Origin of the sequence: Amycolatopsis sp. NPDC058340, assembly GCF_042723975.1 — a bacterium.
Taxonomy (GTDB): domain Bacteria; phylum Actinomycetota; class Actinomycetes; order Mycobacteriales; family Pseudonocardiaceae; genus Amycolatopsis.
Genome location: NZ_JBHXIB010000004.1, coordinates 218,519 through 241,279, shown reverse-complemented (window position 1 = coordinate 241,279; position 22,761 = coordinate 218,519). Strand labels below are relative to the sequence as shown.

At 68.9% G+C, this 22,761-nt stretch carries 16 protein-coding genes and 1 pseudogene; 12 read left to right on the top strand and 5 right to left on the bottom strand.

The window, feature by feature from the left end; all coding sequences use genetic code 11:
• Position 1 precedes the first annotated feature (1 nt).
• On the bottom strand, positions 2-1,210 hold the full coding sequence (locus tag ACFWIW_RS07780; RefSeq protein ID WP_378367700.1) for a cytochrome P450: 1,209 nt from the start codon (positions 1,208-1,210) through the stop codon (positions 2-4).
• Between the two features lie 117 nt (positions 1,211-1,327).
• Here ACFWIW_RS07780 and ACFWIW_RS07775 point away from each other — a divergent pair.
• Positions 1,328-2,785 (top strand): annotated as a pseudogene (locus ACFWIW_RS07775) (MFS transporter); the annotation flags it as partial.
• Here the strand turns inward: ACFWIW_RS07775 and ACFWIW_RS07770 are convergent.
• A complete protein-coding gene (locus ACFWIW_RS07770) occupies positions 2,691-4,721 on the bottom strand; it encodes an MMPL family transporter (RefSeq protein ID WP_378367699.1) in 2,031 nt (676 codons plus the stop codon). The pseudogene ACFWIW_RS07775 and the gene ACFWIW_RS07770 overlap by 95 nt on opposite strands.
• Before the next feature lie 106 nt (positions 4,722-4,827).
• On the opposite strand from ACFWIW_RS07770, the gene ACFWIW_RS07765 reads away from it, so the two are divergent.
• The gene (locus ACFWIW_RS07765; RefSeq protein WP_378367698.1) at positions 4,828-5,301 is read left to right on the top strand and encodes a MarR family winged helix-turn-helix transcriptional regulator; all 474 of its coding nucleotides are present in this window, start codon (positions 4,828-4,830) and stop codon (positions 5,299-5,301) included.
• A gap of 12 nt (positions 5,302-5,313) precedes the next feature.
• Positions 5,314-6,786 carry an SDR family oxidoreductase gene (locus tag ACFWIW_RS07760; RefSeq protein ID WP_378367697.1) on the top strand — a complete coding sequence of 491 codons (1,473 nt, stop codon included), beginning with the start codon at positions 5,314-5,316 and terminating at the stop codon, positions 6,784-6,786.
• Between the two features lie 317 nt (positions 6,787-7,103).
• On the opposite strand, the gene ACFWIW_RS07755 is transcribed toward ACFWIW_RS07760, so the two are convergent.
• Positions 7,104-8,156 carry a LacI family DNA-binding transcriptional regulator gene (locus ACFWIW_RS07755; RefSeq protein WP_378367788.1) on the bottom strand — a complete coding sequence of 351 codons (1,053 nt, stop codon included), beginning with the start codon at positions 8,154-8,156 and terminating at the stop codon, positions 7,104-7,106.
• A gap of 88 nt (positions 8,157-8,244) precedes the next feature.
• Between ACFWIW_RS07755 and ACFWIW_RS07750 the strand changes: the two genes are divergently transcribed.
• From ACFWIW_RS07750 to ACFWIW_RS07730, 5 genes are read left to right on the top strand one after another with little or no spacing between them, the layout of a single operon-like run.
• On the top strand, positions 8,245-9,174 hold the full coding sequence (locus tag ACFWIW_RS07750) for a carbohydrate ABC transporter permease (protein WP_378367696.1): 930 nt from the start codon (positions 8,245-8,247) through the stop codon (positions 9,172-9,174).
• A complete protein-coding gene (locus ACFWIW_RS07745; RefSeq protein ID WP_378367695.1) occupies positions 9,174-10,037 on the top strand; it encodes a carbohydrate ABC transporter permease in 864 nt (287 codons plus the stop codon). Before ACFWIW_RS07750 ends, ACFWIW_RS07745 begins: the two co-directional genes overlap by 1 nt.
• Positions 10,038-10,060: 23 nt before the next feature.
• The gene (locus ACFWIW_RS07740) at positions 10,061-11,389 is read left to right on the top strand and encodes an ABC transporter substrate-binding protein (protein WP_378367694.1); all 1,329 of its coding nucleotides are present in this window, start codon (positions 10,061-10,063) and stop codon (positions 11,387-11,389) included.
• 3 nt (positions 11,390-11,392) lie between these two features.
• Entirely contained in the window at positions 11,393-12,937 is a 1,545-nt protein-coding gene (locus tag ACFWIW_RS07735; RefSeq protein WP_378367693.1) for an alpha-N-arabinofuranosidase, read from the top strand.
• Complete coding sequence (locus ACFWIW_RS07730; protein ID WP_378367692.1) at positions 12,930-14,693, top strand: beta-galactosidase family protein; 1,764 nt, start codon at positions 12,930-12,932, stop codon at positions 14,691-14,693. The genes ACFWIW_RS07735 and ACFWIW_RS07730 overlap by 8 nt, the downstream gene beginning before the upstream one ends.
• Positions 14,694-14,912: 219 nt before the next feature.
• On the opposite strand, the gene ACFWIW_RS07725 is transcribed toward ACFWIW_RS07730, so the two are convergent.
• Positions 14,913-16,652, bottom strand: coding sequence for a glycoside hydrolase family 6 protein (locus ACFWIW_RS07725; RefSeq protein WP_378367691.1), 1,740 nt, complete (start codon positions 16,650-16,652; stop codon positions 14,913-14,915).
• A 231-nt stretch (positions 16,653-16,883) separates the two neighbouring features.
• On the opposite strand from ACFWIW_RS07725, the gene ACFWIW_RS07720 reads away from it, so the two are divergent.
• Genes ACFWIW_RS07720 through ACFWIW_RS07710 form a run of 3 tightly spaced genes read left to right on the top strand, consistent with a single transcriptional unit; the run spans position 16,884 to position 20,133 of the window.
• Positions 16,884-17,561, top strand: a complete 678-nt coding sequence (locus ACFWIW_RS07720; RefSeq protein ID WP_378367690.1) for a response regulator transcription factor — start codon at positions 16,884-16,886, stop codon at positions 17,559-17,561.
• The gene (locus ACFWIW_RS07715) at positions 17,554-18,948 is read left to right on the top strand and encodes an ATP-binding protein (protein ID WP_378367689.1); all 1,395 of its coding nucleotides are present in this window, start codon (positions 17,554-17,556) and stop codon (positions 18,946-18,948) included. Before ACFWIW_RS07720 ends, ACFWIW_RS07715 begins: the two co-directional genes overlap by 8 nt.
• A 57-nt stretch (positions 18,949-19,005) precedes the next feature.
• Entirely contained in the window at positions 19,006-20,133 is a 1,128-nt protein-coding gene (locus tag ACFWIW_RS07710; protein WP_378367688.1) for an acyltransferase family protein, read from the top strand.
• Between the two features lie 10 nt (positions 20,134-20,143).
• On the opposite strand, the gene ACFWIW_RS07705 is transcribed toward ACFWIW_RS07710, so the two are convergent.
• Entirely contained in the window at positions 20,144-21,592 is a 1,449-nt protein-coding gene (locus ACFWIW_RS07705; RefSeq protein ID WP_378367687.1) for a DHA2 family efflux MFS transporter permease subunit, read from the bottom strand.
• Between the two features lie 298 nt (positions 21,593-21,890).
• Here ACFWIW_RS07705 and ACFWIW_RS07700 point away from each other — a divergent pair, with 298 nt between their 5' ends.
• Positions 21,891-22,664: a maleylpyruvate isomerase N-terminal domain-containing protein gene (locus ACFWIW_RS07700; protein WP_378367787.1), complete on the top strand. Its 774-nt coding sequence runs from the start codon at positions 21,891-21,893 to the stop codon at positions 22,662-22,664.
• The last annotated feature ends 97 nt before the right edge of the window (positions 22,665-22,761 follow it).

Below are 22,761 nucleotides of genomic sequence, written 5' to 3'. Positions count from 1 at the left end.
ATCACCATCGCACGGGCAGTTCCCGCAGTCCGCCGACGGCGAGCCCTTCGACCTTGCGCAGCTCCGCCGCCGCGACGGCCAGCTCCAGCGTGGGCAGTTTTTCCAGCAGGACACCGAGGACTACCTGGAGTTCGGTCCGCGCGAGCGGTTGCCCCAGGCACGCGTGCGCCCCGGCGCCGAACGCCAGATGCGGGTTCGGGCTCCGGTCGAGCGTCATGTCGGCGGCGGACTCGAACGCGCTCTCGTCGCGGTTCGCCGCGGCCATGCTGCACATCGCGGTGGTGCCCGCCGGCAGCGTCGTGCCGCCGACCTCGAAATCCTCTGTGAGATAGCGCGACATGCCGATCCCCGCGTTGGCGTCCATGCGCAGGGATTCCTCGACGGCGGTGCGGATCAGCGACCGGTCCGCGAGCAGTGCTTCCCAGCGGCTCCGGTCCTCCAGCAGCATCGCGACCATCTTCGCGATCATGTTCGCGGTGGTCTCGTGCCCGGCGATGAGCAGCCCGATACCGGTCGCGACGAGCAGCGCGTCGGACCAGCGCTCACCATCGACATCGGTGTCGGTGATGAGCGCGCTGAGGATGTCTTCGCCGGGCTCGGCCCGCTTCGCCGCGATGTGCCCGCCCATGTACCGGCCGAATTCCGCCTGCGCGACGTCGAATTCGGCCTGGGTGTAGCGGGTCATGCTGAGCATGACGTCGGACCAGTGGGCGAAGCGTTCCCGGTCGCTGTCCGGGACGCCGAGCATGTCGCAGATGACCCACACCGGGAGCGGGAAGGCCAGGCCCGCCTTGAGATCCGCGGGCTCGCCCTTCGCGACCATCTCGTCGATCAGCTGGACGGCCATCGCCTCCATCCGCGGCCGCAGCGCGTTCATCCGCTTGGCGGTGAACCACTTGCCGAGCATCCGGCGCCATTTGAGGTGTGCCTCGCCGTGCTGCGGGATCACCCCCGCCATCTCGCTGTTGAAGACCCCGCCCGATTCGGTGTCCGCGACCCGCGCCGCCTTGTCGGCGGGAGTGGGCCGGGTGAACCTCGGGTCGGAAAGGACGCGTTTGACGTCCGCGTAACGGGTGATCAGCGTCGCCTCGTCGCCGCTCGCGAGGGTGACCTTGGCGACCGGGCAGTTCGCGCGGAACTCGGCCCATTCGGCGGGCGGTGCCAGGGCGGCCTCGGTCGGGAACGGGAAGCTCGGCAGACGCTCCGTCATCGGAAGCTCCTTCAGCGTGGCGGGGTTCGGTGATGCACACAGTGCCCGGGTTGTTGGCATAAGTCAATCAACTGACTTAAGTTGGTGTCCTTCGCCCGATCCCTCTCGGAGGCTTGAATGACTCAGCCCGTGCCACGTCCTCAGCTGATCGTGGTGGTGTTAGCGCTGGGCGGGATCGTGGTCTCGCTGATGCAGACCCTGGTCATCCCCCTGATCCCGAAGCTGCCGGAACTCCTGGACGCGTCGCCGGCCGACGCGGTCTGGGTGATCACGGCGACGCTGCTGGCGAGCGCCGTCGCGACACCGGTCGTCGGCAGGCTCGGCGACATGTACGGGAAGCGGCGGATGCTGCTGCTCAGCCTCGGCACGCTGATCGCCGGTTCGGTCGTCGCCGGGCTCAGTGACACGCTGGCGCCGATGGTCGCCGGCCGGGTCCTGCAGGGTTTCGCGGCCGGGGTGATCCCGCTCGGGATCAGCATCATGCGCGACGAACTCCCGGCCGAACGGCTCGCTTCGGCGACGGCGACGATGAGCGCCTCACTCGGCGTCGGCGGTGCGCTCGGCCTGCCCGCGGCCGCGCTGCTCGCCGAGAACGCCGACTGGCATCTGCTGTTCTGGACGGCGGCCGGGCTCGGTGTCGTCGTGACCGCGCTCGTGCTGGCGTTCGTCCCCGAATCGAACGTCCGCACCGGCGGACGGTTCGATCTCGCCGGCGCGGTGGGGCTTTCGGCCGCTCTCGTCTGTCTCCTGCTGGCGATCTCCCAGGGGGCGCGGTGGGGCTGGGCGAGCGGGCGGACGCTGGGTCTGTTCGCGGCCGCCGCGCTCGTCCTGCTGCTGTGGGGTGGTTGGGAACTGCGCACGGCCCGGCCGCTGGTGGATCTGCGGACGACCGTCCGGCGGCAGGTGCTGCTGACGAACCTGACGTCGATCGTGTTCGCGTTCGCCATGTTCGCGCAGTCCCTGGTGCTGCCGCAGATCCTCCAGCTACCCGCGGCGACCGGCTACGGGCTCGGGCAGACCATGCTGGTCACCGGGCTGGTGCTGGTGCCGTCCGGTGTGGTGATGATGCTGACCGCCCCGCTGTCCGCGAGGGTCACGAAAGCCCATGGCCCCAAGGTGACGCTGATGCTCGGCGCGCTCGTCGTCGCCGCGGGCTATGGCCTCGGCACCGTTCTGATGGCGAGTGTGTGGCATCTCGTGCTGGTGTCCGCCACGATCGGCGCCGGCATCGGGCTCGCCTACGGCGCGATGCCCGCGCTCATCATGGGCGCCGTCCCGGTTTCGGAGACGGCGGCCGCGAACAGCCTCAACACCCTGATGCGCGCGATCGGCACGTCGATCTCCAGCGCCGTCGCGGGCGTGATCCTGGCGCAGCTGACCGTCTCCTTCGGACCGATGCAGGTTCCGTCCCAGGGTGGCTTCCGCCTGATCATGGGGCTCGGCTCGGCGACCGCGCTCGTCGCGCTGGTGATCGCCGCGTTCATCCCCGGCCGGTCTTCGCCAGTTTCGACGGCCACCAGATCTTCCGTCCGACGTCCACCGCCAGCGCCGGTACCAGCAGCGAGCGCACCAGGAGCGTATCGAGCAGGACGCCGAACGCGACGATGAAAGCCAGCTGCGCCAGGAAAAGGATGGGCAGGACGGCGAGGGCGGCGAAGGTCGCGGCGAGCACTACACCCGCGGACGTGATCACGCCGCCGGTGACGCGCAGGCCGCGCAGGGTCCCCTCCCGCGTGCCGATCTCGCCCGCCTCTTCGCGGACCCTCGTCATCAGGAAGATGTTGTAGTCGATCCCCAGCGCGACAAGGAAGACGAAGCCGAACAGCGGGACGACCGGGTCGGCACCGGGGAAGTCGAAGACGTGGTTGAACACCAGCGCCGAGACCCCCATCGTCGCGGCGAAGGACAGCACCACCGTGCCGATCAGCAGTAGCGGCGCCAGCAGTGACCGCAGGAGCAGCGCGAGCACGAGGAAGATCACGACCAGGACGATCGGGATGATCACCATCCGGTCGTGCTCGGAGGTCTCCCTCGTGTCGAGCAGGGTGGCCGTCGGCCCGCCGACCTTGGTGCCGTCGACGGTGTGGACGGCGTCGCGGATCCGTTGCACCGTCGCGACGGCCGCGTCGGAGTCCGGGGGAGCGGCGAGGACGGCGTCGATCTTCGCGAGTCCGCCCGCTTCGCCGCTTTGGCGGACGTCCGAGACGCCGGGGACACGCGCCAACGCGGTGACGGCCCGAGCCTGACCGGCGGGGGTGATGATCACCGTGGGCAAGCCGGAGCCGCCGGGGAAGTAGCGCGAGAGGACTTCCTGTCCCGCGACGGAATCGACCGGCGTGAGGAAGACGTCGGACTGCGCGGTGCCGGAGGCCTTGAGCTGGGGGAGGAACGCGCCGCCCGCGAGCAGGACGACGGTCGTGACGATCCAGATCGTCCGCGGTGCGCGGGCGACCAGGCCCGACACGCGTGCCCAAAGCCCGCCGGTCTCCTCGCGGGGCGCGGCGACGGCCGGGCGGAAGGGCCAGAAAGCGTTGCGCCCGCACAAGGACAGGACGGCGGGCAGGAATGTGATGGTGGTGAGGAAGGCGGCGCCGATGCCGATGGCGGCGACCGGACCGAGCCCCTTGTTCGAGTTCAGATCACTGAACAGCAGGCACAACACGCCGAGGATCACGGTCCCGGCGGAGGCTGCGATCGGCTCGATGGTCGAGCGCCACGCCGTTCGGAGCGCGGTGCGGGCGTCGTCGGTCGTCCGGAGTTCTTCGCGGTAGCGCGAGATCATCAGGAGCGCGTAGTCGGTGGCGGCGCCGAAGACGAGGATGAACAAGATCCCCTGGCTCTGCCCGTTCAGTGCCAGCACGTCGTGATCGGCGAGCACGTACACCGCGAGGCTCGCCGTGCCGAGCGCGAACACCGCCGACAGCAACACGAGCAGGGGGAGGAGCGGGCTCCGGTAGACGATGATCAGGATGACCGCGACCACCGCGCCCGCGACCAGGAGCAGCAGCCCGTCGATCCCGCCGAACGCCTCCTTGAGATCGGCGACCTGCGCGGCGGGCCCCGTCACGAGCACTTTCAACCCGTCCGGGGTGTCACGGGCGAGCGACTCCCGCAGCGCCTCGACGCCGTCGCCGGGGTCGCTCGTGGCGTCCAGGAGCACGACCACCTGTGCGCCCGCGTCGCTCTGCGGAGCCGGGACGAGCCGTGCGTTCGACGTCCGATCGGCGAGGAACCGCTTGTCGGCCTCGGTCAGGCCCGACGGCCGCTCGGCGACGACGATCGCCGGGATGACGGCGGTGCTGGAGAACTGCTTCTGGAGCTCGCCCACTTCGGTCGCTTCGGCCGACGCGGGGAGGAAACTGCTGCTGTCGTTCTCCGTGACCTGGCTGAGCTTGCCCGCGTACGGTCCGCTGAAGCCGCCGAAGATCAGCCAGGCGACCGCCACCAGCGCTGGGAGCAGCCACCGCAGACGTGACCGCGTGCGGGCGGGGCGTTCGACTTCCGAGATCATGGACCGATGGCTCCCGTGACAGCGCTACTTCGACAAGTGAATAGTTCGACCATCGAAATAGTAGAGTGGTCACCCGGACGGGGCAACGTGAGGGGAGCTTCCCGACATGGCTGAGGACGTCGAGCCGGTCACGGACGATCTGCTCGTTCTCCTGCTGCGGCAGTTGACCGTCGAGTCGGACCGGTTCGCGGAAATGTTCGGAGAGGCACACGGCCTGCACCGGACCGACCTCAACGCGCTCGCCGTGATCATGGACGCCGCCAGGATGGGGACCCCGATGAGCCCGAGCGCGCTCGCGAACGCGTTGCACCTGAGCGCGTCGGCGACGACGGCGGTGCTGGATCGGCTGGAGCGGGCCGGGCATCTCCACCGGGACCGGAGCGCGACCGACCGGCGCAAGGTCGAGTTGCGGATGCACGAGAAGGCGCGGGAGATCGGCGCCGAGTTCTTCCTGCCCCTCGGCCGGCGCTACGCCGACGCGTGGCGGGAGATGGGGGAGGACGAGCGGCGGACGGTCGCCCGGTTCCTCCGAGGCACGATCGCGGCGACCGTCGAAGTGCGTGGCCGGCTGGCACCGTGAACACTCGGGACCATGCGATGTGTGGTGCTCGGTGCGACGGGTTACGTCGGCGGGCGGCTGGTGCCGCGATTGCTCGACGCGGGTCACGAAGTGCGCGTGGTGGCCCGCTCGCCGGAGAAGGTCGCCGAGGAGCCGTGGCGTGACCGTGTCGAGGTCGAACGCGGCGACGTCACGGATCCATCCTCGATCGAGACGGCGCTGACCGGCTGCGAGGTCGTCTACTACCTCGTGCATTCGTTGTCTCGCAAGGACTTCGTCGACGTCGACCGCGAGGGGGCGAAGACGGTCGCCGAGGCGGCGAAGACGGCGGGCGCGCGGCGGCTGGTGTATCTGGGCGGCATCGTGCCGGACGACGAGGAGTTGTCGCCGCACCTGGCCTCGCGCGCCGACGTGGGCCGGATCCTGCTCGACTCCGGAGTGCCCGCGATCGTCCTGCAGGCCGCGGTGATCATCGGCTCCGGCTCGGCGAGTTTCGAGATGCTGCGCTACCTGACGGAGCGGCTCCCGGCGATGGTCACGCCACGCTGGGTGCGCAACCGCATCCAGCCGATCGCGATCCGGGACGTGCTGCACTACCTCGTGCACGCCGCGGAACTACCGTCCGAAGTGAACGGTGCCTTCGACATCGGCGGGCCCGACGTGCTGACCTATCTGGACATGATGCGCCGCTATGCCGTGGTGGCGGGCTTGCCGAGGCGTGCCGTCGTACCCGTGCCCGTACTGACCCCGTGGTTGTCCGCGCAGTGGATCAACTTGGTCACGCCCGTGCCGAAGGCGATCGCGGTGCCGCTGATCGAGTCGCTGGTGCACGAGGTCGTCTGTCACGACCACGCGATCGCCGAGCACATCCCCGACCCGGAGGCGGGGCTGACGCATTACGAGCACGCCGTCGAACTGGCGCTGTCCCGGATCCGCAACGCCGACGTGCCGACCCGCTGGTCGGACGCGTCAGGCGACGCGGCGCCTTCGGATCCGCTGCCGAGTGATCCGGACTGGGCGGGCGGGACCGTCTACGAGGACAAGCGCGAGCAGCGGACGGACGCCTCGCCGGAGGCGCTGTGGGACGTCATCGAGTCCATCGGCGGGGAGCACGGATGGTATTCGTTCCCGCTGGCCTGGTCGGTCCGCGGCTGGGCCGACCGGCTCGTCGGCGGCGTCGGATTGCGGCGCGGCAGACGGGATCCGCGACACCTGCATCTCGGCGAGGCACTGGACTGGTGGCGCGTCGAATATCTCGACCGGCCGCGGCTGTTGCGGTTGCGGGCGGAGATGAAGCTGCCGGGACGCGCCTGGCTCGAACTCGGTGTCGAGTCCGATGAGGACGGTCGGACCATCTACCGGCAACGGGCGGTGTTCGAGCCGCACGGGCTCGCCGGGCACGCGTACTGGAAGGGGATCGCGCCGTTCCACGGTGTCGTCTTCGGTGGCATGGTCCGCAACATCACCGGTGCGGCGCAGAAGGCGGCCGGTGTCTCCGGGAGCTGACGGGGCTTCGAACCGGTGCGGCGTAGTGGCCGACGGTGGCTGCCCCTGCATGTCTGGTTTGAGCGTTTCGCATAGGGGTCGTGAGTGGCAAGGGTCGTTCTAACCCTCTTTACCACTCACGACCCCCGCCGGGGCCGGACATTTCGACACCAATCGGCGCGCAATGGACGCGACGTGTCTCTTGTGGACACTCCGTACCGGGGGTGAGCTCACGCCTCGGTCGGCAACCCTGCTGTCCAGGGTGGCCGGCTCATCGCGAAGTCGGTGAAGACGGCCTGCGAGACAGGGTTCGATCTACCCCTCAATAGCGCCCTTGATCACTCACGCCCCTGACTCGGAGCCCGCGTATCGGCTCCCCTTCGGTGAGCCGGTGGGGCGGTACTGGAGCGGACGACGAGTTCGGTCGGGACGCTGATCGCCTTCGGAGCCCCCTCCTCGGACATCCCGGCCAGAAGTGCCGCGACGGCTCGCTTCCCGACCTCGTCGAACGACTGTCGGACCGTGGTGAGCGGCGGCCAGAAGTGGGCGGCCTCGTCCATGTCGTCGAAGCCGACGACGCTCACTTCGCCCGGAACGGACCGGCCCTTCTCGTGTAGCGCGCGCAGCAGCCCGAGCGCCATCTGATCGTTGGCGGCGAAGACGGCGGTGACCGCGGGATCGCCCGCCAGCCGGACGCCGTGTTCGTACCCGGAGCGCGAAGACCAGTCGCCGGTCAGCGGTGGCGGCACCTCCCGTCCCGCGTCTTCGAGCGTCTCCTGCCACGATTTACGGCGGCGTTCGGCAGCGTAGGACTCCGGCGGTCCGGCCACGTGCCAGACGGTCTCGTGGCCGAGGTCGAGGAGATGACTGGTCGCGGCGGTGGCACCGGAGGCCTGGTCGAAATCGACCACCGGATGATCGCGCCGCCCGCCCGCGTCGATGACGACGACCGGGAGCCCGTGGGGCAGCTCGATCTCGCTCTGGTCCAGTTCGTGTTGCTCGATCAGGATGATGACACCGTCGACGGCCTGTTCGTCCAGCCTGCTGAAGGCCCCCGACACCTCACCTTGGGACGGCCTGGACACCGGCATGAGGACGATCGCGAACCCTTCACGGGCGGCCGCGGACGCGACGGCGTCGAGGGTCCGGCTGTTGCCGAACGTCGAGAGCGCGGAGATGATCACGCCGATACTGCGGAAGCGGCCGTTGCGCAATGCGCGGGCGGCGCTGTTGGGCCGGTAGCCCACCCGGCGCATGGCGGCGAGCACTCGCTCGCGCGTCGCCTCGTCGACGTTCGACCTGCCGTTCGCGACGCGGGAGACGGTCTGGCCGGACACACCGGCTTCCCTGGCGACGTCGGCCATCGAGGGCCCACGGCCGCTTCTGGACATGTTCACGTCAACACGATAGCCTCCGCCGGTCTGATGTTGACGTAAACATCTCGCGAGACGCGCCATTCTCGGAGAATCCGGAGGGACGATGACGTCCACAGCGGTCGCGCCAACCCCGGCGCCACCCCGCCGTGCGGCCACCACGCGCCGCGCCCGCCGCGACTGGCGAGGCTGGCTCTTCGTCGCCCCGTTCATGCTGGTGTTCGCGCTGACGTTCCTGGCCCCGATCGGCTACGCGTTCGTCCTGAGCCTGTTCCGCGAACAGGCCTTCTTCGGGGGCACGACGTTCGTCGGGGTGGACAACTACGCGCAGGTGCTCGCCGACCCGAAGTTCTGGGACGCCTTCCAGCGGGTGCTGGTGTTCCTGGTCGTGCAGGTGCCGATCATGCTGGTGCTCGCGCTGATCGCGGCACTGGCGATCGACAGCGCCCGGTTGCACGCCGCCGGTTTCTTCCGGGTCGTGATCTTCCTGCCCTACGCTGTGCCCGCCGTGGTCGCCGCGCTGATGTGGGGGTTCCTCTACGGCGACCATTTCGGACTGGCCGCCGACCTGAACCACCTGCTCGGCCGCGACGTGGTGAAACCGTTGTCGGACAACTGGATGCTCGCGTCCATCGGCAACGTCGTCACCTGGGAGTTCGCCGGGTACAACATGCTCATCTTCTATTCCGCGCTGAAGGTGATCCCCAAGGAGCAGTTCGAGGCCGCGGCGATCGACGGTGCAGGCGCCTTCCGCACCATCCTGAGCGTGAAGCTGCCTGCGTTGCGCGGGGCGATCGTCATCGCCACGATCTTCTCGATCATCGGCAGTTTCCAGCTGTTCAACGAGCCGAACATCATGCGCACCCTGGCGCCCAACGTGATCGGCACCTTCTACACGCCGAACATGTACGCCTACAACCTTTCCTTCGGCGCGCAACAGTACAACTACTCCGCCACCGTGGCGATCGTGATGGGCGTCATCACCGCGATCATCGCCTATGTCGTGCAGCTGCGCGGATCCCGGAAGGGGATGTGATGGCGACATTCTCGGTGACCCGGCCACGGAAGTCGCGTGTCCTCACCGCCGTCATGGCGCTGTACCTGGTCTACACGCTCGTGCCGCTGGTGTGGCTGGTGATCAACGCGACCAAGACGCAGCCCGCCCTGTTCACCACGTCGGGGCTGGCGTTCGGCGGGCCGTTCGCGTTGTTCGACAACATCGGCGAGACCTTCACCTACGACAACGGGATCTTCCTGCGCTGGCTGGGGAACACGCTGCTCTACGTCGTCGCGGGCGCCGGGGGAGCGACGATCCTCGCCACCGCGGCGGGATACGGCCTGGCGAAGTACCGCTTTCCCGGCCGTCGTGCGGTGTTCGCGGTCGTGCTCGGCGCGGTCGCGGTCCCCGGCACGGCGCTCGCGGTGCCGACGTTCCTGATGTTCAGCGAACTCGGCCTCACCAACACGCCGCTGGCGATCATCATCCCGTCGCTCATCAGCCCGTTCGGCCTGTACCTGATCTGGGTGTACGCCTCGGACGCGATCCCCGACGAACTGCTGGAGGCGGCGCGGATCGACGGCGCGGGGGAGATCCGGATCTTCCTCACCGTGACGCTGCGCCAGCTGGCGCCGGGGATCGTCACGGTGGCCTTGTTCACCGTGGTGTCCACATGGAACAACTACTTCCTGCCGCTGATCATGCTGAGCGAGCCGAAGTGGTATCCGCTCACCGTCGGGCTCAACCAGTGGAGCGCGCAGGCCTCCGGGGCCGGTGCCCAGCCGGTCTACCACCTGGTGCTGACCGGCTCGCTGCTCACCATCGTCCCGCTCGTCATCGCCTTCCTGCTGATGCAGCGTTACTGGCAGTCCGGCCTGAGCGCGGGCAGCGTCAAGCAATGAACACCGTCCCGAAAGGACATTCGATGTCGCGAATCCACAGACGCGTCAAGGCCGCGGTCGCCGTCACACTGGCCGCGGCACTGGCCGTCGGCTGTTCGTCCGGCTCGGACGGCCCGGCCGCCGGGTCGCAGGACTCGGTCGACGCCGCGCTCAAGGCGGGCGGCACGATCACCTACTGGAGCTGGACGCCGTCCGCGAAGGACCAGGTCGCCGCGTTCGAGAAGGAGTTCCCGAACGTCAAGGTCAACTACGTCAACGCCGGTACCAACAAGGAGCAGTACACCAAGCTGCAGAACGCCATCAAGGCGGGCTCCGGGGCGCCGGACGTCGCGCAGATCGAGTACTACGCGTTGCCGCAGTTCGCGCTGACCGACTCGCTGGCCAATCTCGACCAGTACGGTTTCGGGGCTTTCGAGAAGGACTACGCGCCTTCGACCTGGTCCAGCGTCCGGGTGAATAACGGCCTATACGGCCTCCCGCAGGACTCCGGTCCGATGGCGCTGTTCTACAACAAAGAAGTCTTCGACGCCCACGGTATCGCCGTGCCGAAGACCTGGGACGAGTACGTCGCCGCGGCCAAGAAGCTGCATACGGCCGACCCCGGCAAGTACCTCACGTCCGACACCGGAGACCCCGGCTTCGCCACCAGCATGATCTGGCAGGCGGGCGGGAAACCGTTCACCTCCGACGGGCGGAACGTCAAGGTCGACCTGGCCGACGCGGGCACCAAGAAGTGGACAGCCACCTGGAACCAGCTGGTCGAGGGCAAACTTCTCGCGCCGATCAAGGAGTGGTCCGACGACTGGTTCCGCGCGCTCGGCGACGGCACCATCGCCTCGCTGGTCACCGGCGCCTGGATGCCGGGCAACTTCAAATCCTCGGTCCCCGGTGGCGCGGGCAAATGGGCGGTGGCGCCGATGCCCACCTACGACGGGCAGCCGGTCACCGCGGAGAACGGCGGCAGCACGCAGTCGGTGCTGAAGCAGAGCGGCAACCCGGCGCTGGCGGCGGCGTTCGTCCGCTGGCTCAACCACGGCAACGGGGTCAAGCCGTTCATCGCCAGCGGTGGTTTCCCGGCGACGACGGCCGATCTGAATTCGCCCGCCTTCCTCGACCAGGCCGATCCCTACTTCGGCGGCCAGAAGATCAACCAGGTGCTCAACGAGGCGTCGAAGAACGTCGCGAAGGGCTGGAGCTACTTGCCATATCAGACCTATGCCAACAGCGTTTTCAGCGACACCGTCGGCAAGGCCTACCTCGGTGGCACCTCGCTCGACGCCGGTCTGAACGCCTGGCAACAGGCGATCGTCGACTACGGCAACCAGCAGGGCTTCACCGTCAGCGCGGGGTGAGGCGTGGGCATCGAGATCGAAACCGACGTTTCCGATGTGATCGGACCGGTGCCGCGGCGGCTGTTCGGCTCGTTCGTCGAGCATATGGGCCGGTCCGTGCACACCGGGATCCTCGAACCCGGACACTCCACTTCGGACGGTCAGGGTTTCCGCGGCGACGTCCTCGGGCTGGTCCGCGAGCTGGGTCCCTCCGTCGTCCGCTATCCCGGTGGGAACTTCGTTTCCTCGTACCGCTGGGAGGACGGCGTCGGGCCGGTGGAGAGCCGGCCCGTCCGGCTGGATCCCGCTTGGCACAGCATCGAGTCGAATCGCTTCGGGCTGCACGAGTTCGCGGCGTGGGCGGAGGCCGCGGAAGTCGAGGTGATGTACGCGGTCAATCTCGGCACCCGCGGCGTCCAGGAGGCCGCCGACGTCCTGGAGTACTGCAATCACCCCGGCGGAACGGAACTGAGCGAGCGGCGGCGCGCGAACGGCGCCGACCGTCCGTTCGGCTTCCGCCTGTGGTGCCTCGGCAACGAGATGGACGGGCCGTGGCAGGTCGGCCACAAGACCGCGGACGAGTACGGCCGTCTGGCCGCCGAGACCGCGCGTCTCATGCGGATGATCGATCCCGGCGTCGAGCTCGTGGTCGCGGGGAGCTCGAACAGTGAGATGCCGACGTTCGGCGAGTGGGAACGCACCGTCCTGGAGCACACCGCGGCGCTCGTCGACCATCTCTCGCTGCACGCGTACTACCAGGAACACGACGGCGACGTCGACAGTTACCTCGCCAGCGCCGCCACCCTGGACGACTACATCCGGACCACCGGCCGGATCGTCGACGACGTCCTGGCGAAGGCCGGGCTGGACAAGAAGATCGGGATCAGCGTCGACGAGTGGAACGTCTGGGACCAGCGCCGCTGGAACGCCGTCGAACAGCGAGAACTGATCGACGGCGGCTGGCGTGAACATCCCCGGATCATCGAGGAGGACTACACCGTCACCGACGCGGTCGTCGTCGGATCGCTGCTCGGCTCCCTGTTGCGCAACGTCGACCGCGTGACGATGGCGAACCAGGCGCAGCTGGTGAACGTCATCGCGCCGATCCGGACCGAACCCGGTGGCCGCGCGTGGCGGCAGTCGACGTTCCACCCGTTCAGCCTCACCTCGGCGCTCGCCGAGGGGAACAGCCTCCGGCTCACCGTCACGGGGGACACCGTCCACACAGGACTCCACGGCCGCGTGGACGTCGTCGACGGGGCGGCGACCTTCGGCGAAGACGGCCGCTGTGCCGTGTTCCTCACCAATCGCGCGACCGTGTCCGCGACCGGCGTGCGGCTGCGGATCCGCGGCGCGCGGCTGGCGCTCGCCGAGACCTGGACCGTCGCGGTCCCCGACGGACACGACCGTCATCTCACGAATTCCGTCGACGCGGAGCCGGTCCGGCCCGTCCCGTTGCCCGGCGCGACCGCCGGGCACGACCCGGAAGGAACCATCATCACCGTCACCCTCCCACCCCTTTCCTGGACCGCGTTCCGGCTGACCGCGGAGGTGGTCCGGGATGCCTGAGTTCGCCATCGGGGAGACCGATTTCCTGCTCGACGGGAAACCGTTCCAGATCATTTCCGGGGCGCTGCACTACTTCCGTGTGCATCCCGACCTCTGGGCCGATCGCATCGACAAGGCCCGGCGCATGGGGCTCAACACCATCGAGACCTATGTCGCCTGGAACGCGCACTCGCCGGAGCAGGGCGAGTTCGACGTCTCCGGCGGCCTCGACCTCGACCGGTTCCTCCGGCTGATCGCCGAGGCCGGGATGTACGCGATCGTCCGGCCCGGGCCGTACATCTGCGCGGAATGGGACAACGGCGGCCTGCCGACCTGGCTGCTGCGGGACCCCGAACTCCGCGTCCGCGAGTTCGAACCGCGCTACCTCGCCGCCGTTCGCGGCTATCTGGACGACGTGTACCGCGTGGTGGCGCCGCACCAGATCGACCGGGGCGGGCCGGTGCTGCTCGTCCAGATCGAGAACGAGTACGGCGCCTTCGGTTCCGACAAGCGGTATCTGGCCGCGCTGACCCACTACACCCGCGCCGCCGGGATCACCGTGCCGCTGACCACGGTGGACCAGCCGACCCACGAGATGCTGGCGAACGGCGGTCTCGACGGGGTGCTTCACCGGACGGCGTCGTTCGGCTCGCAGAGCGCGGCGCGGCTGAAGACCCTGCGTGAGCATCAGCCGACGGGGCCCTTGATGTGCAGCGAGTTCTGGAACGGCTGGTTCGACCATTGGGGCGCGCACCACCACACCACGTCGGTCGAAGGCTCGGCGGCGGATCTCGACGCGCTGCTCGCGGCCGGTGCCTCGGTGAACCTCTACATGTTCCACGGCGGCACCAACTTCGGGCTCACCAACGGGGCCAACGACAAGGGCGTCTACCAGCCGCTGGTCACCTCCTACGACTACGACGCGCCGCTCGACGAAGCGGGCGACCCGACACCGAAGTACCACGCCTTCCGCGAGGTAATCGCGCGCTACCACAAGGTTCCCGACAGCGTTCCGCCCGAGGCCCGGCCTGCCCCGACACCGGTCGCGGCCCTGGGCGACCCCGCGTGGCTGCTCGACTCGCCCCGCCGCTGGGGGACCGCGCGGGAACACGAGAACCTGCCCACCTTCGACGAACTGACCCCGGCACCGCGCCTGGCGTTCCTGCGGACCACCATCGACGCAGGGGAGCCGGGTGTGCTCACCTTCTGCGAGGTGCGCGACCGGGCGACGGTGTTCTTCGACGGGGACCGCCTCGGCACCCTCCTCCGCGAGCACCACGATCGCGCGATCCGGCTGCCCAGGGCCCGCGGCGAACTCCTGGTCCTGGTGGAAGACCAGGGAAGGGTGAACTACGGGGACAGGATCGGCGAGGCCAAGGGGATCATCGGCGGCGCGCGCCTGCACGGTGAACCCCTGACGGGCTGGGAGGTCATCCCCATCGACGTCCCCACGCTGCCGGATCTCCTGCCCGAGGCCGCCGCGGACGAGCGCCCGGTGGGGCCGTTGTCCGGGCCGGTCGCGGTGCGGGGCGGATTCGCTCTCGACGAGCCCGCCGACCTCTTCCTGGACACCGGGCACTGGGGCAAGGGGATGGTCTGGATCAACGGGTTCCTGCTCGGCCGTTATTGGCGGCGCGGTCCACAAAGGACGCTGTACGTGCCGCGGCCGGTGGTCCGGGCCGGGCGCAACGATCTCGTCGTGCTGGAACTGGACACGATGCTCGAACCCGAGGCGAGGTTCGTGCCGCGGCCGCTGTTAGGGCATACGGAGGCTTGAGCCTCGCGGGCGGCGGTGTGCGTGCACGTCGCGAAAGCCACTTTCGCGACGTGCGATGTCCCGAAAGTGGCTTTCGCGACACAGGCACGGAGGCACCGCCCACCACGCCACCGCCTTGCCGGGGCTGCGGGTGGCGATCCTGAAGGTCCGTGAGGGCCTCCTTGCCTACCTTCAGGGTAGGCAAGGAGGCCCTCACGGACTTGCGACGACTGCGGCCACCTACAGGGCCGGGTACGCGTTCTCCAGCAGCTCCTGGAACTGAGCGGAGAACCAGTGCCCGGAAAGCGGCGCGTCGGGCAGGGCGCCGGACATGTTGTACTGGTTCCGCGGGTTGCCGGTGTACGTCGGATCGCACATCCGGTCGAAACCCTTGCCCTCGGTGTTCGGGATCTCCTTGCTGGCACCGTCGGATTCACCCGGCGGCTTGATCCAGACGTACGCGTCGATCCCGGGTTCCGGCGCGGCCTTGGGACGTTCGCCGAGCCCGGCGCCCGCCTGGTTGCACCAGTTGCCGAGGTGGATCCGCCGGTCGGTCTTGCCGCCGTTCACGTAGGCGTCGACCGTGGTGGACGGTCCGGGGCCGGTGGGCCGAGCGGTACCGCCCCAGCCGTTGCGCGAGGTGTCGATGAGCATCCCGACGTCCGCCGGGAAGCCCGCCCGGATCGCCTCCTGCCGGAACGCCTGGGCGTAGGACAGTTCGTCGACGTAGCGGTTCCAGTCGATCCACTTCGACGTCCGCACCGAAGTCCCGCCGACGGTGTCGTTCACGGTGAAGTACGGCTCCTTCAGCGCGCCGTAGTTCGCGGTGTTCGCGATGAAACCGTGCACGTTGGCCAGTGTGCTGCCGGAGCTCTTCGCTGCCTGCGCGAAAAGCGCCGCGGACGGGCCGAGGTTGTCGTCCCAGCCGAGCCAGCCGTGGTGCCCGGCGTCGATGTAGTTGTACACGTTGGGGATCGCGCCGAACTTCGCCAGCGCGTAGCCGACACCGGCGACGTAGTTCCCGTTGGCCTTCATGACGTCGCATTGGGGCGTGGCCGTCGGCCGGGGTGTCACGTTGGTGACGAGGTTCGGCAGTGAGTCGATCTCGATCACGGTCACCACCCGGAGCGACGCGTACTTCGGATCGGCGAGGATGCCGGCGATGGGGTCGATGTACTCGGCCTGGTAGCGCGGGAGTTCGTCCGCCTTCAGTTCTCCGTTCGACGCGAGCGCCGAGCAGTCCCGCCCGGGCAGGTTGTAGATCACCAGCTGGACGACCAGAGGTTTCCCGGCCGCTTGCTGGAGCGCTCCGTCGAGATGCGCACGCAGCCCGCGGCTCGTGCTCGTGCCCTCGATGGCGGCGATCCGGTCGAGCCAGACGCCGGTCGGCTGGTTCGCGATCCGGGAGCCGCCGGGTTCGGCGGCGGCCTTCGCCGACCAGTCCGGGTTCACGTACACGCCGGCGCCGGCGTAGGGGTTGTCCGCCTTCGGCCCGCCCGGACCAGGCGTGGTGGTCGTCGTGGGTGAGGTGGTGGGTGACGTCGTGGTGGTGGGACCGGTGGAACCGGTGCAGGTGGTGCCGTTCAAGGTGAAGACGGCGGGTTTCCCGTTGGTGCCGGAATGGCTTCCGTTGAAGCCGGGGGAGACGGTGGCACCGGTGCCGATCGAACCGTTCCATCCGGCGTCGCGGACCGTCACGCGGTTGCCCTGCTGGGCGAAAGTGCCGTTCCAGCCCTGTTGGACGCGCTGATCTCCCGGGAAGTCCCAGCTCAGCGTCCAGCCGCCGCTGATCGGGTCGCCGAGGTTGGTGACGGTCACGGTGGCCCCGAACCCGGTGTCCCATTGGTTGGTGATCGTGTAGTCGACCTTGCAGCCCGGCGCCGCTTCGGCGCTCGAGCCCAGCACCACCGGCACTGTCACCATCGCGAGTGTCGCGCTGATGGCCAATGGTGCCGTGGCACCCTTTCTGCGGAATCTCATACGTCGCCTCCTTGCGACCGGAATCCGATTTATGGGAGCGCTCCCACCGAGGACCGTAAAGGGGCGGGCCGGTCGTGACAAGGCCGGTCGGACCGCATTGTGGAATCGCTCCCAGAAAGCGGCCGAAGGAGTGAATTTTCCGCCGGGAGGTTCGTCCTGACGGCGGCGCGGCCTTCACCCGGACAGCGGGCGGTGACCGGATGTGGCCGGACCGTATGGGATCGTGAGCGGATGAGGATCTTGCTCGTGGAGGACGAGCGACGCCTGGCCGAATCGCTCCGGGCGGGATTGAGCGCCGAGGGCTACGCCGTGGACGTCGCGCACAACGGCCGCGACGCGCTCTGGTACGCCGCCGAACATCCGTACGCCGCGATGATCCTCGACATCATGCTGCCCGGGCTGAACGGGTACCGCGTGTGCCGGAGGCTGCGCGAACGAGGCGACACGACCCCGATCCTCATGCTGACCGCGAAGGACGGCGAGGACGACGAGATCGAGGCGCTCGACACCGGCGCCGACGATTTCCTCCCGAAGCCGTTCTCCTACGGCGTCCTGCTTTCCCGGCTGCGGGCGCTGATCCGGCGCGGGGGAGCGATCCGGCCGGGCACGCTGCGGCTCGGTGATCTCGAACTGGACCAGGCGAGTCACGTCTGCCGTCGCGGCATCGCCGAGATCCCGTTGACCACCAAGGAGTTCGCCCTGCTGGCGTATCTGATGAAGCGGCAGGGCGAGGTGGTCACCAAGGCGGAGCTGCTGGAGAACCTCTGGGATTTCGCGGCGTCGGCGACCGCGAACCTGGTGGAGGTCCACGTGAGCGCGTTGCGGCGGAAGATCGACCTGCCGTTCGGGGCGGAGACGATCCGGACGGTGCGCGGCGCCGGCTACCACGTGGTGGGATCGGGTGCCTAAGGCGTGGAAATCGACCCGGTTCCGGGTCGCGCTGACGTCGTTCGTGACGTCGCTCGTCGCTCTCGGTTTCGTGTCGGCCTGGCTGGTGATCGACGCCCAGAACCGGCTGGGGGCGGGCGCGGTGCAGGTGGCGAGGGCGCGCGCGGCCGCGATCGTGCAGTTGCTGAACAACGGCGCCGCGCCTGCCGATCTGCTTCTGCTCGTCCGTGACTCGGCCTACGAGGTGGTCGACCAGTCGGGCAAGCGCGTCATCGGTTGCCCGGGGCTGCGGCACGGTCTGCTCGTTCAGACGGACAGCTACCAGCAGGGGGACTCCGTGTCGGTTCTCGAGGCGGGCGCCGTCGACGAGTCGATGGCGGGCTCGGTCGGCTGCCGGGGAGTGCTCGGCCGCGATGTCGAGACCACCGAAACACGGGTGCACGTCGCGGCCGACACGAGCGGGGACAGCAAGTACCGGATCTACGGCGCCGCGGTTGTCGACGAGTCCGGCCAGGCCGCGCTGGATTCGGTGCGCGTGACGCTGCTGGCGGGTGTCCCGGTGATCGCGCTGCTGATCGGGGCGATCGCGTGGTTCGCGGTCCGCCGGTCACTGCGCCCCGTCGAGGCGATCCGCTCGGAGGTCGCGGAGATCGGCGCGCACGACCTCTCCCGCCGGGTCCCGGCGCCGGACAGCGCCGACGAGATCGCGAAACTGGCCGAAACGATGAACACGATGCTCGCGCGCCTCGATACCGCGGTCACCCGGCAGAGCCGGTTCACCTCGGACGCGTCGCACGAACTGCGCACTCCGCTGGCGTCCCTGCGGACCCAGCTGGAGGTGCTGCTCGCCCATCCGGACCGGCTCGACTGGCGCGACGCCTGCCGCAACGCGCTCCTCGACATCACGCGGCTGCAGGACCTCGTCGGCGACCTCGTCCTGCTCGGCAAGCTGGACAACGCGGAACCGGAACGGTCCACGCCGGTGCGACTGTCCGAAGTGGTCGAATCCTGTCTGTCCGGGCGGCGGGGCGTCCGCGCCGAGATCGAGGACGATCCGACGGTCCTCGGTGATCGCGGCAGGCTGGAACGGCTGCTGCGGAACCTGGTGGACAACGCGCAACGCCATGCCAGGACCGGCGTCGAGGTGCGAGTGTCCATTGTGGACGACTTCGCCGTGTTGACGGTGACCGACGACGGGCCCGGTATTCCCGTCGCGGACCGGGAGCGGGTGTTCGACCGCTTCGTGCGGCTGGACGACGGGCGTGCGCGTGACGAAGGTGGCGCCGGCCTCGGGCTGGCGATCGTCGCCGAGATCGCCCAGACACACGGCGGCACCGTCGAGGTCGCGGAGCACGACGACGGCGCCCGCCTCGTCGTCCGCCTGCCGTTGGCGGAAGCGCGAAGCTGAAGACGTCTTCAGCTTCCTTAAGCCTCGGTTCAGCGTCCGAGCCCGAATCTTCGGGCCATGTTCGCTTCTTCGCTCCGCACGTGGTGGCGTCCCCTCTGCCACGCCGACTACCTGGCCTCGTCGTGGTTCCCCGGTCTCACCGGCGTGCGTGCGCTCGCCGCCGTGGCCGTGGTGTTCTTCCACTACGGGGGTCCCGTCGTGGACCGCCTCCAGGGCTGGATCGCCGTGCAGTTGTTCTTCGTGCTGTCCGGATTCCTCATCACGACACTGGCCCTGCGCGAGGAGGACCGTGACGGCCGGATCTCGCTGCGCGGGTTCTACCTGCGGCGGGTCTTCCGGATCATGCCGGTGTACTTCCTCCTCCTGGCGCTGACCACGGTCGCGGTGACGCTCGGCGGGACGTATCGGAGCAGCAGGCTCGCCGACGCCATGCCGTACTACCTCGTCTTCGGCAACGAACTCGTCGACTTCAACACCCCTTATCCGACCTCGTGGTCGTTGGGGGTGGAGGAGAAGTTCTACCTGGTGTGGCCCGCTTTGCTGGTGCTGACGGCGTTCGCGCGAAGCGGGAAGACCGCGCTGCGCCTGCTGCTGGGCGCCTCGGCCGTTCTCGGTGTCGTGCTGTTCGCGCTACCGATGGCACCGTCGCACACCTGGGCGAGCCTTTCGGTGCACTACTGCTCGCTGGTCGTCGGCTGCCTCCTGGCGATGACGCTCCACCATCCGCGCGGTTTCGCCCTGCTCCGGCCCCTGACCAGCCCGGCCGCCGCCACGGTGCTCGGTTGTGGCTTCGTCGTGCTGCAGTTCTCCGTCGGCCCGCTGGCGGAGGCACTCGGCGGGCATTGGCAGTTCGTGGTCCCGGTCTACGCGGCGGGCTCGGCACTCCTGCTCGTGGCCGTCGTCTCGCCGGGCCCGGTGCGGGCACTGCTCTCGACCAGGCCGATGACCTTCGTCGGAGATCGTTCGTACGCGCTTTATCTCGCCCAGACCGGCGCCGCCGGGGTCACGGGATGGCTGCTGCCCAGCGGGCTCGCGAAGGCCGCCGCGACCACCGGTGTCGCGTTGGTGTTCGCCTGCGCGCTACGCCGCTGGGTCGAGCGGCCCGCCATCGCTTACGGCAGGAAGGTGCTCGAACGACGCGCGCCCGCCGTGCCTCCGGTGGAGGCCGCGGCGGGCGCGCGGTGAAACGGTGGGATCAGTGGTGCGCGGCCACCGGGGTGCCTCCGGCGCTCTTCTTGACGAACAGCGAACCGAGGAAGGCGGCCAGCCCGACGCAACCGGCGACCATGAACGTGGTGCGGATACCCGCCGAGTCGGGGCTGGTCGCCCCGGCCGTGGTCGTGCTCGCCGTGGCCACCGCGATGAACACCGCGGTGCCGAGCGCGCCGGCGAGCTGCTGCAGGGTGGCGAGGATCGCGCTGCCGTGTGAATAGAGGTGCTCGGGAAGCGACCCGAGCGACTCGGTCATCAGCGGCGTCATCATCAGGCCGAGCCCGCCCATCAGGAGGACGTGGATGGCGATGGCCGCGATCAGCGGTGATTCCGGGCCCAGCAGCGCGAACAGCCACAGTGAGACCGCCATCGCGGCCGCGCCCGGGATGACCAGCGGCCGGGGGCCGAAGCGGTCGTACAACGCGCCGACCGGACGGCCGAGCAGCCCGAGGACCAGGCCGCCGGGGAGCACCGCGAGCCCGCTGACGAACGTGCTGGTGCGCAGGACCGTCTGCAGGTACAGCGGAAGCAGGATCGCCGCGGCGCCGAGCAGGCACATGAACAGCAGTGCAGTCAGCACCAGCGAGACTACGAAGCTGCGGTGGGTGAACGGGCGCAGGTCCAGCAGCGCGCGATCTTCCTTCTGCAGGCGCAGCTGGCGCCAGGTGAACACCGCGAGCGCCGCGGCCCCGACGGCGATCGGCACCCACGGCGGCACCGGCTGATGCCCACCGGCGGACTCGCCGGACACGGACAGGCCGTACAGCACGCCACCGAAACCGACGGCGGACAGGACCACCGACAACACGTCCAGCGGAACCTTGCGGGTGTCGCTCTCCAGCCGCAGCTGCAGCATGCCGACCACCAGGGCGGCGATCGCGAGCGGCAGCACGATCCAGAACATCCATCGCCAGCCGAGCGAAGAGAGCACCGCGCCGCCGATGGTCGGGCCGATCGCCGGGGCGACCGCGATCACGATGGTGATCGTGCCCATCGTGGCGCCGCGTTTCTCGACCGGGACCAGGCGCATCACCGTGGTCATCAGCAGCGGCAGCATCACGGCTGTACCGCAGGCCTGGATGACCCGGCCGGTCAGCAGGAGCGCGAAGCCCGGGGCGAGCGCGCTGACCAGGGTGCCGGTGCTGAACAGGGTCAGCGAGGCGAGGAAGACCTGGCGCGGGGTGAACCGTTCGAGCAGGAACCCGGTGGTCGGGATGACGACCGCCATGGTCAGCAGGAATCCGCTGGTCAGCCACTGGACGGTGGTGGTCGGGACCTGGAGGTCGACGGTCAGGTCACGCAGCGCGACGCTCAGGATGGTCTCGTTGAGGATCATCACGAACGCGGAAAGGACCAGGACCCCGATCAGGAGCCCGGCTTTCGCCGGTGCCCGTTCCTGGTCTTGGGTGGTTTCGGGCAGGGTCTCGGTCATCAGTGAAGGGCTCCTGGAAGGGCGCGGGTCCGCGTGGGCCGCCTTCGACGACGGCAACGGTGACAGCGAAGGCGAGGGTGAATTCGCCCTTCAGTCTGCCTGTGCCGGTCGGTGCGTGTCACGTGAATTTCCGTAGTGAGTACGGTCACTGCCCCTTCGGGCGGCATGGACCGCACGCCGGCGGAACGGATTTTCCGTGGTAACACGATAAAATCGGCACGTGACCAGAGCGATCACGGCGGATCGATGGCATTCGGTGCGGCGAGCCTATCGGGTGACCGGTGCGCGATTCGCGGAAATGGTGGGCCGCGCCCCGGATCCGTCCGCGATGGTCACCGCGGAGTGGACGGTGGCCGAAACGGTCGCCCACGTCGCGATGATCGCGAAGATGTACACGTCGCTGGTGCGCCCGGGCAGCGCCCCGGTGCTGGACGCCCGCGGGCAGAGCCAGGTCGGGAAGACCACTGTGGACACGGTTTCCGTGTTGAACGGCTTGGTGCTGCGAGACTTTCCCGAACGCGACCTCGGCGTGCTGGTGACGGGATTGCTCGCGGACATCGAAGAAGTACTGCGCGTGACCGAGGACGCGGACCCGGCGACCTCACTGGACTGGCTCGGGGAGTCGAAAGTGCCGCTCGCCGGTGTGCTCGCGCACCTGGTCAACGAACTGCAGATCCACGGCTGGGACATCGCCAAGGCGCTGAAGCTGCCGTGGACGATCCCGCCCGCTGACGCGGCGTTGTTCTTCGATCTCTTCCTGGTCGGTGTGCTGAGCCATGACGTCGGGCACCTCCTCGACACCGACGAGCCGCCGCGAGAAAGACGGATCGCCGTGGCGTTCCGGTCGGCGTACACGTCCCCGGTCGTGCTGGTGCTGCGTCGTGGACGGGTGACCGTCGAGGAACCCGGAGGCCCGGTCGACGCACGGATCTCGTTCGATCCGCCATCGCTGAACCTGATGCTGTTCCGCCGGGTCGGCAAGGTGCGTTCCGCGCTGACGGGCAAGGTCGTCGTCAGCGGTCCGCGGCCTTGGTTGTTGCCCGCTTTCCTGCGTGTCGTGCGTTTGCCCTGATGCGGACTCGTGAGTGGTAAGGACGGGTTTTTAACGACGAAACACCAAACCAGCCCCAGAACGTGAAGCAACCCGGTTTGGGTTAACCCGGGGGGGC